Genomic DNA, 13,909 nt, shown 5'->3' on the forward strand with positions numbered 1-13,909 from the left:
CTCCCCTACCGTCAGCAGAGAGGGGCCGTCAGGATACGAGTGAGTGGCCCAGGATCGCGGATTGCGCATCACGGAACGCGGCCAGCACCGCGGACGCGCCGGTCCCGCTGCTCGGCGTGGCCGCGGTGGGCGCCGTCGGCGGGCTCGCACTGCTCGGCCCGGCCATCACTCCCGCCCTGGTAAAGCTCGTCGGCCGGCCGCTGGCTGCCGCCGGTGTGACCGGCCGGTTGGCCACCGCGTCGGCGGCCCGCACCCCGCGCCGTACTGCGGCGACCGCCCTGGCGCTGGCCCTCGGGCTCGCGCTGATCAGCTTCATGGCCGTCCTCGGCACGTCGGTCAACAGTTCGGTCCGGGCGTCCTACGCCGAGGTGATCACCGCCGACCACGTGGTGGAGAGCGCCCGCAACGAGATGCTCGGTGGCCTCTCCCCCGCCGTGTACGACCGGGTGAGCCGGCTGCCCGAGGTGGCGGTCGCGTCCCGGCTGCGCTACGGCCACTGGCGCGACGGGGACGCCACCCAGGCCCTCACCGCCGTGGACCCGTCGACGCTGCCCCGGGTGACGTCCCTGCACTTCACCGCCGGCAACCTGGCGGCGCTGGGCGGCGGGGGCATCGTGCTGGCCGAGCACGTGGCCCGGGAGCGGGGCCTGGCCGTCGGGAACGAGCTGCCCATGACGTTCTCCCGTACCGGCACCCGCAGCCTTCCGGTGGTTGGCCTGCTACGGGACGGGGATGCCCGGGCGCTGTCCACCGACTACCTCATCTCGCTGGACACGTTCGCCCGGATCTACAGCGAGGAGATGGACGCGAGCGTGCTGATCCGCACCGCAGAGGGAAGCGACCGGGCCGCCGCCGAGCGGGCGATCAAGGCAGCGCTGGCCGAGACCCCGACCGCGCAACTGCGCGACCAGGCCGCCGCGGTGGCCGGACGTACCCAGATGATCGACCAGGTGCTCGGTCTGGTGACGGTGCTGCTGATGCTGGCCGTGCTGATCGCCCTGCTGGGCATCACCAACACCCTTGCCCTGTCGATCACCGAGCGCACCGCGGAGATCGGGCTGCTCCGCGCGGTGGGAATGACCCGCCGACAGCTCGGCTGGATGATCCGCGGCGAGGCGGTGCTGGTCGCCGCGCTGGCCAGCATCCTCGGGATCGCGCTGGGCGTCGGTTTCGCCGCCGCCACGGTCCGGGCGCTGGGCCGCGACGCCCCGACCGTGCTCGCGGTGCCGGCCGGCCGGCTGCTCCTGGTGCTGGCCGTCGCCCTCGCCGCCGGCCTCCTCGCCGGGCTGCTGCCCGCTCGGCGAGCCGCCCGGCTGGACGTCCTCGCCGCCATCGGCACCCCGTGATCCCTCCCGGGCGGCACCGGCCGCGTCCGGTGCCGCCCGGCCACCACCTCTGAATGGAGCGCACCATGAACGACACCATCACCATCCGTCGGGCCGGCCCGGACGACGCGACGATCGTGGACACCCTGGTCCGGGAGATCGCCGCCCACGAGGGCGACAGCGCGCAGGTCACCGTGACCGTCGCGGGGTGGCGCAGCCTGCTCGGACGCGCTGACGTCACCGTCCTGCTGGCCGAGCGGGCCGGCGAGCCTCTGGGCTACGTGTCGGCGCAGCGCCGGTTGCACCTGTGGAGCGGCGGGGACATCCTGGCCCTGGACGACCTGTACGTCCGCGCGCAGGCCCGGGACGGCGGGGTGGGGCGACGGCTGATGACGGCGCTCGCCCGCCGCGCCGCCGTCGACCGCCTCACCATCCGGTGGGAGGTCAAGCCCGAGAATGCGGCGGCGCAGCGGTTCTACCGCCGGCTCGGCGCGCGGCTCTTCACCAAGGTGATCGCCGGCTGGCGTCCGGAGGGCTATCTTCCGCTGCTCACGTCAGCAGCGACCGAGACAGGAACTTCCGCGTAGCTCACCAGCAGACGACTCCGTGCGGCCGATTGTGCTCGCACTCAGTCGAGGCCGAGACCCCGGCGGCCGATCTCGTTGAGGTCCTCGACCCGGAAACGGTTGGGCCAGTCGCGCTCGTAGTGCTCGGCCGGGAAGTCACTCGGGCTCGACCCAGTCAGGAACGCCTCTCGCACCTTCGCCGCGTACTGCTCGTTACGAGGGCACCAGGGCGCGGCGGGGATGTACATGACGTTGCCCCAGCCCTTCTGGTTCTCTACGGGGGCCACGCTGTGGATCATGTCGCAGTGCCACCAGACGGAGTCGCCGGCCTTGACGTCGGGAATGCCGGCGAGGGCCTCCATGAGCGGGGCATGCCACTTGTGGCCGGCCGGGAAGACCTGGTTGACGGTGACGCCGCACATGTCGTCGTCGGGCACGTCGTCCAGCAGCGGGCGCAGCATCAGGTAGGCCATCGCATCGGGGATCGGCACAGTGTGCAGGACGCCCTGGTCGTGGTCCATGTCGGACAGCGCGGTCCACCCCTGGAAGGTGCGGAAGGCCGAGCACATGGTCGAGCCGGGGTACTGCGGCCCGGCGGTGCGGTAGGCGGCGTCCCACGGGTCGTACCGCTCGACGCTGCCGTCGAACAAGTGCCGGAACGCCTTCTGGTAGGCCTGGGTCATCCACAGGTCGAGTGTGCCGGGGTCGAGGTGGGTGCCGAGGCCGGCTGAGTCGGCGCCCTCGGGGCGGCGGCGGATGCGGTCGGGGTAGAGCGAGTCGCGGTCGGGGTCGAACCACTGCACGCCGTCGGACTCGTGCTTCCACTGGCCGTTGAGGAACGCCTGGACGGTGGCCATGCGCTCGCTCTGCCGGGCCTGCATCTGCGCGGGCGACCAGTAGATCGGGTAGATCTCGGGCTTGGAGCCGACGCTGCCGAAGAAGTCGTCGCCGGGACCGCGGTAGTTCTCGAAGAAGCGGTTGCTCTCGACGTAGTCGACGATGTCCCGGTCCCAGGCCAGGGCCTGATCACGGTCGAAGTGGCCACGCACGACCAGGCAGCCGCGGCGCCGCAGCAGGGCGACCTGCTCGTCCGGGACGGCGCCGGCGGCGATGTCGGCGTACTCGATGACCGGCCAGATCGTCTCGCCCCGGCGGCGGGCCGCGGAAATGTCGTCGACCGCGGCCTGGACGCGATGCTCGACGATCGAGAAGACCTCCTCGACCCTCCGGCCGGAGGCGGCGATCCGCTCCCGCAGCGCCTTCTTGATCTCGCGAGTCGCGGCCGTGAGGTCGGCCGGTGTCTCCTCCCAGTGCGGCAGCGCGGCAGTCGTCGACACGGCAGCTCCTTTCAAGTCAACCTCACTTACTTGAAACGTAACTGTAGGCACTGTCCTCGCTTCAAGGCAAGGGCCCTGCCTAGAATCGGGGGGTGGAATCCGCCAAGCCGTCAGTGGATCTGGTCCGGTCGCTGACCGACGAGCACGTCCTGCGCGCACTGATGCAGCACCGCCGCCTCACGCGAGCCGAACTCGCCGTCGAGATCGGCATCTCCAAGCCCACCGCCGGTGAGAGCGTGCGCCGGCTGACCGAGCTCGGGCTGGTGGCCGACACCGGGGAACGCACGCCGGGCGGGCGCGGCCGTGGCCGGGTGGGTTCGTACTACGCGCTGGCGCCGACGGTGGGGGTGGCGCTGGCGGTCACCATCGCCCCGGAAGGCGTGGTGGCGGAGTGCGTGGACGTCTACGGCGACACCGTGACCCGAGCGGTTCGCCCGATCGACCGGCCTACCCGGCCGAGCCAGGTCTCGTCGGCGTTGCGGGCCGCGGCCGCGGAGGTGGGCGCCGCCGCCGGGCAGCCGGCCCGCTTGGCCGTCGTCGGAGCGGCCGACCCGGTGAACCGTGCCACCGGCCGGCTGGTGCAACTGCCCGACGCGCCCTTCCTGGTCGGCGAGCTGGACCCGGTCGCCGTCCTCGCCCCCTACGCCGACGGACCGGTCGTGGTCGACAACGACGTGAACTGGGCGGCCCTGGCGGAGCGCGACAGTGTCGGCGCGGAGCAGCTGCGCGACTTCGCCTACCTCTATCTGGGCGAGGGCCTCGGATGCGCGATCGTCAACGACGGCCGCGTCCGGCGCGGGAGCGCCGGCCTGACCGGGGAGATCGCCCATGTGGTGACTGCCGGGCCGGGCGGCCGAGCGGTCCGGTTCATCGAGCTGTTCGAAGAGCTGGGTCTGCGCCTCAGCGGATCCACGGCAATCGACACCGAGCGGCTCCTCGACAGCTCGACAGCCACGCACGAGACCATCGGCACGGCCGTCAGCGGGGTCGTCGCCGCCGTGGTCGCGCTCGCCGACCCGCAGGAGGTCGTCATCGGCGGATCGTGGGGCCTGGCACTGATCGACAGCATCCGTGCGGCGACCGCACTGATGCCGCGACAGGTGTCCGTCCGGCCCGCCGAATTGACCAGCGAGCCGGTCCTGGCCGGAGTGCGAGCCGAGGCTCTGCGACGCCTGCGGTCATCGGTCACCGCCAGCAGCCGACTGGAACGGACAGCTGGTCGACCAACTTGAGTTGCACTGCAGCACGGGGCGTCCGACCACGACCGGTTCCAGCGGGGACGGCGGGATCCCGGTGAGGTCTGAACGGTTGATCAAGGAACTGTCGGATGGCGGATCTCCAGGCTGGCTTCGGCTCACTACGGTTTCAGCGTGACGGCGGTCGGTGTGCTCGGCCCCGTGTGGGCGACGCGGAACGGCACCCGGATCGAACTCGGGGCACCGCGACAGCGGGCGGTGCTGGCCCGGCTCGTCGCCGGAGGCGGTCGTGTGGTTTCGGTCGACACCTCGTTCAGCTCGGCGTGCTCCGCGCCGCCTCGGCGTCGCGCGCATCGTCGTGCAGCGCTCCTGCCGCTCTGTGACCCATGCCACATGTAGTTCCTGTCAGCTATCGGGGCGCCGTCCCGCTCAACTCACCGAGAGCAAGCGAACCGACAGGAGCAACCCATGAAGCACCGCATCGTCGTCCTCGGCGCCGGCTATGCCGGGGCCCACGTTGCCGGGAACCTGGCCCGCCGGCTGTCCCCGGCGGACACCGAGATCACCGTGGTCAACACCGAGCCGGACTTCGTCCAGCGGCTGCGGCTGCACGAGCTCGCAGCCGGCCACGAGATCAAGGCTCCGAAACTCGCCGACGTCTTCGAGGGCACGGGGATACAGCTGCGCCTGGCCCGTGTCACCGCTGTCGACCCCGAGCGCCAGGTCGTCGCCGTGGCCGACACCGACGGCGGCGGCGAACTCGGCTACGACACGCTTCTCTACGCGCTCGGCAGCCACGGCGACGACCGCGGCGTCCCCGGCGTGGTCGAGCACGCCTTCGACATCGCCGCCCGGCCGTCGGCGCTGCGCCTGCGCGAGCGCCTGGACAACCTGGGCAGGCGAGGCGCAGACGGGCGTGTGCTGGTCGTCGGCGACGGGTTGACCGGCATCGAAACCGCCACCGAAATCGCCGAAGCCCGGCCCGGCCTGTCGGTGGCGCTGGTCGCCCGCGGCGAGCTGGGCGCCCGGCTCTCCGCCGGAGCCCGCGGCCACCTGCGCCGGGCCTGCGACCGGCTGGGCATCACCGTCCTGGAGCACACCCGCATCGAAGCCGTCGAGGCAGCACGAGTGCTCTGCGCCGACGGCACCGCCGTGGCGTCCGACGCAACCGTGTGGACGGCCGGGTTCGCGGTCAACCCCATCGCCGCCGCCAGCGGGCTGGAGGTCACCGAGAACGGTCGGATCGTCGTCGATCGCACCATGCGGTCGGTCTCGCACCCCAACGTCTACGCCGCCGGCGACAGCGCCTACGCCATCGGCGACAACGGCCGGCCACTGCCGATGTCCTGCGCATCGGCCGGCTACACCGGCCAGCAGGCTATCGAGGCGATCATGGGACGCCTCACCGGCCGCGAAATCGCGAACACCAAGCTGGCCTACCCGGGCAACCACATCAGCCTCGGGCGGCGTGACGGCATCCTGCAGCTGGTCGACCACGAAGCGCAAGCCAAGCCGAAGTATGTCGGCGGCCGGAAGGCCGCGCGGATCAAGTCGGGCATCCTCACGATGTCGCTGTGGGCCACCTCGCACCCGACCTTCGGCATGCCCAAGCGCAAGTACCGCCTGGCCGCAGCGCCCAATGCCTCCGCCAAGAAGGCGCTCGGCGTAGCCGCCTAGGGTGGCCCGCGTGGACAGCACCGCCACTGACCGCTTCGACACCAGTCGGTTCGAGGCCAGCCGGAATCGGCTGGCCTCGCTGGCGTACCGCCTGCTGGGCTCCGCCACCGACGCCGAAGACGCCGTGCAGGATGCGTTCCTGCACTGGCAGGCCGTCGACCGGCAGCGGATCAAGGTGCCGGAAGCATGGCTGACCAAGGTGGTCACGAATCTGTGCCTCGACCGGCTCCGCTCGGCACAAGCCCGCCGCGAACGCACCATCGGCGCCTGGCTGCCCGAACCGCTCCTCAACGGCGACCCGATGCTCGGCCCGGCCGACACCTTCGAGCAGCGCGAATCGGTCTCCCTGGCCGTGCTGACTCTCATGGAGCGCCTGTCTCCCCTCGAGCGGGCCGTCTACGTCCTGCGCGAAGCGTTCTCCTACAGCCACGCCGAGATCGCCGAGATCCTCGACATCACCGAGTCGGCAAGCCAGCAGCACCTCCACCGGGCCCGGCGCCGCATCACCGCCGCGCGCCGCCGCGGCGGCGAGGTCGACCCGGCATCTGCCCGCAGGATCGTCGAGGAATTCCTCGCCGCTGCCTCCTCGGGCCGCACCGAACGGCTGGTGGCGCTGCTCACCGCCGACGCGACCGCGATCTCCGACGGCGCTGGCGGCGGCCTAACCGAGACGCTGCTGCGGTACGACACGCCGCAGCGCATTGCCGCCGTCGTACGGGCCGGCCTCAAACCCACACCCGCGAAACGGCGACTTGTCGGCGGCACGCTCGCCATCCACTACGCGCTCCTCAACGACGCCCCGGCCATCCTCTTCGTGCTCGGCAACCAGGTCGTCGGCGCCGTGACGTTCGACATCACCAACGGCAAGATCGCAACCGTGCGCGGCATCGCCGCCCCCACCCGCCTCGCCCGCCTCGCCGAAGCCTGGCGGCAGCACGAACCGGACACGCCGCTCATCCCCCAGTGGTGACCCGACGCCGACCGCGGCCAGGCGTGGGTCTGGTGGGGCCATCCCGCCAGGAACGCCTCGGCGGCCGTCAACTGCGCACTGGGCCGCCGAGGCCCCGGCCCGCGGCGACATCGAGGAACTCGCCAGTTTCCGCTCCAACACCACGGGCATGCCCTACGCCCACCCCACGGTTTCACCCGCTGCTCGTCACGCTCGGCGCCCGCCACCAACCCCACCACAGCACCGACCACCGCCATAGACGGCCCGGGGTTTTCCAGCGGCCCGACCTCTTGTGGAGGATCGAGCCATGTCACGCCCCTCCCCTTATCCGCGTAAGTTGCGTGAGCGAGGAGTGCGGATGGTCGCTGAGGTGCGGCCGAACTACGCGTCGGAGTACCGGCGATCGGTGCGGTGGCCCCACAAGCTCGGCATCGGCACCGCGGAAACGCTGCGTATGTGGGTGCGCCAAGCCCAGGTCGACGCCGGTGAGCCTCAAGCGCTACATCGCACGTGAGATCTCCACATGCTCGCGTCGCCACCTGTGGACCAGGCATCCTTGCCTGGTGCCACCGCTACTGAGCGAGGACGAGTACAAGGCAACGATGGGGCCCCACCCCACAAGAGTGGGCCCGGACCAGGAACCCCCCTTCGACTTCTGGCCCTACCTCGACTCCGTCCCCGAAGACGACTTCAACGGGCACGACTTCTCCGAAGGCCGCGTCACCCACGCCTGGCAGTCGCCAGACGGGGCACACCAACACGTCCTGGTCGACTGCGAGACACCCAACGTGTTCCTGGTCCTCGTGCTCGACCTCCACGCCTCCTCGGTCCTCGGTCATCACCTACTCGACCTCAACCGGCTCTATGGACTCGCCTGAGCCGGGCAACCCGCCCCACTTGACGAAATAGGAGCGCCCACCTCGTCGGCAGCCGGCGGGAACTGCGTGACCGGCCGCCGCCGCACCGCCGAGGGCAAAACCAAGACGGTGATCATGCGCTGTCTCAAGCGCTACATCGCCCGCAAGACCTACCCTTGCCTGATGCCTACGACCACCGCGGGATCAGGGACTACGGGGTGCATGATCACGACGAGCTAGCGCCGGGGGTCTGGACCTGGTTGCAAGCCTGGTACGCGACTCAGTGCGATGGCGAGTGGGAACACGAATACGGCATTCAGATCGAGACAGTCGACAACCCCGGCTGGTCGGTCAGCATCGACCTGGGCGATACGGCACTGTCGGGAATGCCCTACAAGCGGCAGGAAGTCCATCGAAGCGAACACGAGTGGGTCATGACCTGGGTCGAGAAAGACCAGTTCCGGGCAGCGTGTGGACCACTGAACCTCGGCGAGGCGCTACACCTGTTTCGGCAGTGGACCCAAACTACGACCCGCGAGCCCGGACCACAGGCTTGACAGAAATAGGAGCGTCACTCCGCCGGCAGCCAGCCGTGTCCCGTCACGGGAGATGCTTGACATTCGCGTCCCACCAGATGCTTGCCATGATCGTCAAGACGCGTCGCGGCAGCCCTCACGGTCGGCAACCGGGGCGCGGATCGCGGCAGATTAGTACGCGTGATTATGGTTCGACATCTGCGACCCACACGCGCCCGGGCTGGGCGTAGTCGCGCTCGGCTCGGTCCACCACCAAAGCGAACCCGCTTCTCTCCGGCCTTCGCGAACAGTGCAGGTCAATGCCCAGCAGGCCGAACGAGTGCCCAGTCGCGACATCACGGAGCCTTGTATCCGATCGGGCAATGCCCTGCAGCACCGTGCCGACGACGAGCAGCCCGCGGCGTTCCCGGATGTCGAACACGTCGGTGACCCGGAACTCGAAGGTTGTCACAGCGGTGAGTGTGCCAGCACCAAGCCGTCTTGGAGGTCCGGCACCAGGGCAGGCCGAGACGCTGTCCTCGGTGGGCGGGCAGCCGGCACGATCGGTGACGGCGCTCCCGGAACCCGATGCCCACGACCAGCGGCATGAGCGTGCACATGGCTTGGGCGCCGCCAGGCGGCTTGACAGCGCCCCTGGCGCTTACGTGGCGGTTGGTCGATGCCGACAGTGTGGCCGGCGCCTAACGTACGGTTCATGACCGACGACGGTTGGGCGCCGGACCCCGAGTACGCGAAATACCCGGACCATGATCTTCACGATGTTCCGCTAATAGTGTTGGAGGCCGCGCGCACGTACATGCGGCAGGTCGGGAGTCTGGGAGACGTCGCCGAGGACGATGCTGGACCCTTGGCCGACGCGGTGATCGCAGCCGCCATGCCCGTTGTCCGGCAATGGCTGCGAAGTCAGTACGCATGGTGAGGGCGGCGCGCCCATGAGCACGCGCGCCTCGCGGCGTGACCGTGCGTTCCGTTGTGGTCTGCGCGGCCGATGGGGCTTGCGTCTCGGGCCGGTGGTGCCGAGGTTGGGCGAGTTCCTACGTCGGTGTGGTGGGTCTTGGGGCGACGGTGGGGATCGATGGAAGTCGGCGGAGCGCCTGGATGGCTAGTACGGCGAGCGGTACGCCTACCGCTAGGACGGCGACAACCTCCACGGAAGCGATCGTGGCGAGTGTTGTGCGCTGTGCCTGGTCGCTGTAGTCGGGCAAGGTTGCGGTTCGCAGGGCGAGCGTGGTTACGGCGAGCAGGGTGAGCGCCAGTGACCATGGCAGCGTGCGAGACGGACGACGGGATACTCGAACGGTCAGGTGGATCACCATGGCGGAAGTGACCGCCGCGCAGGACAGGCCCGGCCAGTCCAGGAGCCTCAGCGCCGGTGTGGTCGCCTGAATGGTGAACAGCGGCACGGGGACGAGGAGGATGCCGATCGGCAGCGCAAGGAGCCACGGGCGGCGCGGCACCGGTGGGGCGCCGTGGTGAAAGGCCGCCATCGCGAGTAGCAGGAAGACGTCGATGAGCCGCATCGCCCAGGGCGACACGGACAGCGGTACGTCACCGGTGGCTTGTTCCACGGCGGTGGTGATGGCCGGAGGCACGATGGCGAGCAGGGCGACCGCTTGGGCCACGCGCCGGTGTCCGAGGACAAGCGCGATGTAGGCCGGTAACCAGGCGTAGCCGGCGAGATTCCACGCGGTGTGCCAGATGTTCGACGGCGGGCTGACTGGCCATTCCAGTGCAGGAGCCGGCAACCAGGCGATCTTCCCGGAGAGCCACAGTGTGACGGCGATGCTGGCGGTGACCATGACGGCGTGGGCCAGCATCGCCATCAGGGTCGCCAGTCGCACGGCTTGCCCCCAGGCGAACGAGCGGGGTGGCGCGTCAGCCCCGCCGAGACGCAAACGAACGGCGAGGGACACGATGCTGGCGACCTCGGACAGGCTCGGCCGGCCGTAGTCCGTGACATACGCGGTGGTCTCGGAGTCGCCGGTGTCCATGCTGTCCAGGAAGGCGGCGACCATGTCGTCTTCCCATTCCCGCCGGTAGGCGGCGGGCAGCAGCCGAAGAACGAACCGGTAGCGCTCCTCCAGCCGGCTCACGACGGCGTCCCCGTGATCGGGTTCCGCCGCTCGCGCAACCGAGTCGAGGCGAGGCGTGCGTTGGCGGCCAGCCGTTGAGCCTCTGCGTCGAGGGCTTGGCGACCCCGCTCGGTCAACCGGTAGTACCGGCGTAACCGTCCTTGCCATGCCTCCTCGCGGTCCAGTTCGACCAGGCCATCACCGACGAGTCGGTCCAAGACCCCGTACAACGAGCCGATCTTCAGTTGCACGCGGCCCCGCGACAGTTCCGCCACCTCCGCGACGATCCCGTAGCCGTGGCGCGGAGCGTCGAGCAGCGCGGTGAGGATGAAGAAGGCTGGTTCCGTCATCGCCCGAGAACTCATCCACCTAATATAGTGGAAGACAAGATATGCTGTGTGCCGGAAGCCGAGCTGGCGCCGGCGTGGTCACCGGGCCCCGGCACGCGCGGAGCCCACGACAAGAAGGAGTGATCATGGGCGACGGTGACGCGGCGGACGCCGGAGACCTGGGCGGGCCGGATTTCGCTCCTGCGATACCGGCGGTGGAGAGCAGCGTCGTCGGCGCCCCGCCCACAAACGGGGCCGCCATCGTCCTGGGTCCCGGATACAGCGGTCAGGTCCTACTCCCCCGGACCCCGCAACGGGTTCGGCCGCTGCCACCAGTCGCAAGCAGTGACCTTGGCGGCGGAGCTGGAGAGGATTCACGGGCAGCGCCGACGATCATCCGTAACGGGGCCGGAAGCTAGCAAACGACCGCGTCGGCACGTCCGGACGTCGCAGACCGGCGCCGACGTCACCTTCGGTGACGAGCGCTTCGCGGCAGATGTGTGCATCCGATCAGGCGGCGAGGTGGTCTCCTCCTGGGGTTGTTTGTCGAGATCGGGATAGTCCCTGGGAGGCGCCGCAGCCGTGCTGTGGAGGCGTTGCGGCAGCGGTTGGCCGCCGTGGTGGTTGATCGCTACTGTGCATCGGTGGCCCGTGCGCAGCTCACCGCCGAGTTGGTGGTTGACGGTCGTGTTCCGCAGGCGTTGGCGCTGTCGCCGGACGGCAAGTGGGTCGCCTTCGTGGTCGCCCCGGTCGGGCGGGCTGGTGTTCACCCGGTCAGCGAACTCTGGGTCGCTGCCGCAGACGGGACCGGGTCGCTGCGACGATTGACCAAGGGTGAGGCATACGATTCGGCGCCGCGGTGGGCCGCGGATTCGCTGTTGATCTACTTTCTCTCGGACCGGGCCGAGCGTGGCGCGGCGCAACTGCACCGGGTGGGGCTGGTCGACGGTGTCGTGGAGGCGGTCACGTCCTGGGCCGGTGGGGTGTCCGGTCACCTTCCGCTGGCCGATCCGGACCGTGTCGTGGTGATCGCAGCCGATGAACCGTCCGCTGAGGATGAACGTCGGGGCAGGGAGCGTGACGACGCTCGGGTGTGGGGTGAACGCGTACTCCCGGACCGGCTGCGGCTGCTCGACGTACGGAGCCGGGAGGTCCGGACGCCGGATACGTTCAGCGATCGCCATGTCGTCGAGGTGGCCCAGCGGCCCGGCGATGGAGTGCTGGCGGTACTGACTTGGTCGACCCCCGACGTGGACCCGGGTCTGGTGGAGCCCGGTCTGCACCTGCTCGACCCGGACAGCGGCGTGACGCGGGACCTCGGCCCGGCTGTGGCGGACGCGTCGTCGCTCGTCTGGTGGCCCGCCGACGATGGCTGGCACCTGGCATATGTTGCGAAGACCCCGCCCGCTCTGGTGGGCGGACACGCGGTTCTCGATGTCGCCGTGCCGGTGCGCGGGCCGGTGGGCGAGCACCGTAACCTGACCGCCAGCACGACCGCCTGCCCGAGCAGCCTGGCCCAGGTCGACGCCGGTCTGCCGCTGGTGCTGGTTGCCGACGGGCTCGATACCGCGATCCACCGGCTCGATCCAGCCGGGCCCACGCTCGTCGAGGTGTCCCGGGTCGACGGCCTCGCGACGTCGTTGACCACAAACCGGCACGGTGACGCCGTCGCGGCCGTCGTCAGCACGTCCTATGAGCCCGGAAACGTCCACGCCGGCCCCACGAGCGGGCCGCTGACGAGGCTGACCGAGCTCAGGCCCGAACTCCACGACATACGGTGGGGTGTCCAGGAACGCCTGTCATACGAGGCATCCGACGGGCTGGCCCTCGACGGCCTGCTGATCCTGCCCGCCGGCCGGTCCCACAAGGACGGGCCCTTTCCACTGGTGACACTGGTTCACGGCGGCCCGTACCACCGGCACGCCGACCGGCTCATGCTCGGCTGGGACCCGTCCGGCCAGTGGCTGGCGACCGCCGGCTACGCCGTGTTCCTGCCGAACCCGCGTGGCGGCCAAGGACACGGCCACGACTTCGCGGTGCGCGTCGCCGGTGCGGTCGGCCTCGACGAGTGGACCGACATCTGCGCCGGCATCGACCTGCTCATCGCCGACGGCGTCGCCGACCCGGACCGGCTGGGCATCGGTGGCTGGAGCCACGGCGGCTTCATGGCCGCATGGGCGGTCGGGCAGACCGACCGGTTCAAGGCCGCCGTGATGGGCGCCGGCATCAGCGACTGGGGAATGCTCGCCGCAACCGGAGAACAGGGGCCGTTCGAGTCGGCCCTCGGCGGTAGCAGCGGCTGGGAAGGAACCGGTCCACACCGCCACGACCGGCTCAGCCCGATCTCGTACGCCTCCAAGGTCCGCACGCCGGTGCTGATCCTGCACGGCGAGAACGACACGAACGTCCCGGTATCACAGGCGGAGTTCTTCCACCGCGCGCTACGCAGGTTCGGAGTCGAGCACGAGTACGTCGTCTATCCCCGAGAGAACCACTCGATCCGCGAACGCAACCACCAACTCGACGTACTCCGCCGCACCCGCGCATGGTTCGACCGGTGGCTCGGATGACCCAAGTTCGACCGCCACGACCGTTACGACCGCCACGGCCGATGCGGCTGACCGCGGCAGGCCAGGCCACCCAATTCCAGCAACAGGGCGGCAAGCCGCGGCAGGCGTTGACCCAGTTGCTGAAGTTCCACAGCAGGCACGCACTCATCTCGGCACGTCCGGATGCGTGCACCGTGAACTGGTTACCTTGCGTGACGAGCGCTACGCGGCAGAAGAGTGCACCTAGCCGTGTTCTCGGCCCCATCGTCCCGTGCCTCCCTGATCTATCGTGCTCGTCGTCGCACACTGACCTGGAGGGGTGGCCCACGGTGGCTCGCACGCAGCTGTACCTCGTCCGCCATGGCGAGCAGGATCCGGCGGCCTTGGACGGAGGCCTTTCCCAACTCGGCCGCGAGCAGGGGGACCGGCTGGGCCGGCGGCTGCGCACAGTGCCTTTCTCGGCGATCCACCACAGCCCGTTGGCCCGGGCGAGCCAGACGGCCGACGTCGTCGCCG

At 70.0% G+C, this 13,909-nt stretch carries 15 protein-coding genes; 11 read left to right on the forward strand and 4 right to left on the reverse strand.

Annotation, left to right across the window (positions count from 1 at the left end; translation table 11 throughout):
- Nucleotides 1-116 precede the first annotated feature (116 nt).
- Complete coding sequence (locus ABZV78_RS29325; protein ID WP_355643757.1) at nt 117-1,346, forward strand: ABC transporter permease; 1,230 nt, start codon at nt 117-119, stop codon at nt 1,344-1,346.
- 65 nt (nt 1,347-1,411) lie between these two features.
- On the forward strand, nt 1,412-1,912 hold the full coding sequence (locus ABZV78_RS29330) for a GNAT family N-acetyltransferase (protein WP_355643759.1): 501 nt from the start codon (nt 1,412-1,414) through the stop codon (nt 1,910-1,912).
- Nucleotides 1,913-1,953: 41 nt separating this feature from the next.
- Here the strand turns inward: ABZV78_RS29330 and ABZV78_RS29335 are convergent, their stop codons facing one another.
- Nucleotides 1,954-3,228, reverse strand: a complete 1,275-nt coding sequence (locus ABZV78_RS29335; protein ID WP_355643761.1) for a YbiU family protein — start codon at nt 3,226-3,228, stop codon at nt 1,954-1,956.
- Between the two features lie 92 nt (nt 3,229-3,320).
- Between ABZV78_RS29335 and ABZV78_RS29340 the strand changes: the two genes are divergently transcribed.
- The 6 genes from ABZV78_RS29340 (at nt 3,321) to ABZV78_RS29365 (ending at nt 8,464) form a co-directional block, all read left to right on the forward strand.
- Nucleotides 3,321-4,460 carry an ROK family protein gene (locus ABZV78_RS29340; RefSeq protein WP_355643763.1) on the forward strand — a complete coding sequence of 380 codons (1,140 nt, stop codon included), beginning with the start codon at nt 3,321-3,323 and terminating at the stop codon, nt 4,458-4,460.
- Between the two features lie 432 nt (nt 4,461-4,892).
- Entirely contained in the window at nt 4,893-6,101 is a 1,209-nt protein-coding gene (locus ABZV78_RS29345; protein ID WP_355643765.1) for an FAD-dependent oxidoreductase, read from the forward strand.
- Between the two features lie 10 nt (nt 6,102-6,111).
- A complete protein-coding gene (locus tag ABZV78_RS29350; protein WP_355643767.1) occupies nt 6,112-7,071 on the forward strand; it encodes a sigma-70 family RNA polymerase sigma factor in 960 nt (319 codons plus the stop codon).
- A 337-nt stretch (nt 7,072-7,408) separates the two neighbouring features.
- Nucleotides 7,409-7,564 carry a hypothetical protein gene (locus ABZV78_RS29355; RefSeq protein WP_355643769.1) on the forward strand — a complete coding sequence of 52 codons (156 nt, stop codon included), beginning with the start codon at nt 7,409-7,411 and terminating at the stop codon, nt 7,562-7,564.
- A gap of 109 nt (nt 7,565-7,673) precedes the next feature.
- Nucleotides 7,674-7,928: a hypothetical protein gene (locus tag ABZV78_RS29360; protein WP_355643771.1), complete on the forward strand. Its 255-nt coding sequence runs from the start codon at nt 7,674-7,676 to the stop codon at nt 7,926-7,928.
- Between the two features lie 197 nt (nt 7,929-8,125).
- A complete protein-coding gene (locus tag ABZV78_RS29365) occupies nt 8,126-8,464 on the forward strand; it encodes an immunity 53 family protein (RefSeq protein ID WP_355643773.1) in 339 nt (112 codons plus the stop codon).
- Nucleotides 8,465-8,627: 163 nt separating this feature from the next.
- On the opposite strand, the gene ABZV78_RS29370 is transcribed toward ABZV78_RS29365, so the two are convergent.
- Nucleotides 8,628-8,894 (reverse strand): hypothetical protein, encoded by a 267-nt coding sequence (locus ABZV78_RS29370; RefSeq protein WP_355643775.1) that lies wholly within the window; start codon nt 8,892-8,894, stop codon nt 8,628-8,630.
- A gap of 243 nt (nt 8,895-9,137) precedes the next feature.
- Between ABZV78_RS29370 and ABZV78_RS29375 the strand changes: the two genes are divergently transcribed.
- Complete coding sequence (locus ABZV78_RS29375; RefSeq protein ID WP_355643777.1) at nt 9,138-9,362, forward strand: hypothetical protein; 225 nt, start codon at nt 9,138-9,140, stop codon at nt 9,360-9,362.
- A gap of 115 nt (nt 9,363-9,477) precedes the next feature.
- Here the strand turns inward: ABZV78_RS29375 and ABZV78_RS29380 are convergent, their stop codons facing one another.
- Both ABZV78_RS29380 and ABZV78_RS29385 read right to left on the reverse strand, forming a co-directional pair.
- Nucleotides 9,478-10,536 (reverse strand): hypothetical protein, encoded by a 1,059-nt coding sequence (locus tag ABZV78_RS29380; RefSeq protein WP_355643779.1) that lies wholly within the window; start codon nt 10,534-10,536, stop codon nt 9,478-9,480.
- Nucleotides 10,533-10,880 (reverse strand): PadR family transcriptional regulator, encoded by a 348-nt coding sequence (locus ABZV78_RS29385; RefSeq protein WP_355643781.1) that lies wholly within the window; start codon nt 10,878-10,880, stop codon nt 10,533-10,535. The genes ABZV78_RS29380 and ABZV78_RS29385 overlap by 4 nt, the downstream gene beginning before the upstream one ends.
- A 608-nt stretch (nt 10,881-11,488) precedes the next feature.
- Between ABZV78_RS29385 and ABZV78_RS29390 the strand changes: the two genes are divergently transcribed.
- Nucleotides 11,489-13,414 carry a S9 family peptidase gene (locus tag ABZV78_RS29390; protein ID WP_355643783.1) on the forward strand — a complete coding sequence of 642 codons (1,926 nt, stop codon included), beginning with the start codon at nt 11,489-11,491 and terminating at the stop codon, nt 13,412-13,414.
- Between the two features lie 308 nt (nt 13,415-13,722).
- Nucleotides 13,723-13,909 (forward strand): histidine phosphatase family protein (locus tag ABZV78_RS29395; RefSeq protein ID WP_355643785.1); only part of this gene is annotated, 187 nt, incomplete at its 3' end.

This window comes from Micromonospora sp. NPDC004540 (genome assembly GCF_040610095.1).
Lineage (GTDB): Bacteria > Actinomycetota > Actinomycetes > Mycobacteriales > Micromonosporaceae > Micromonospora.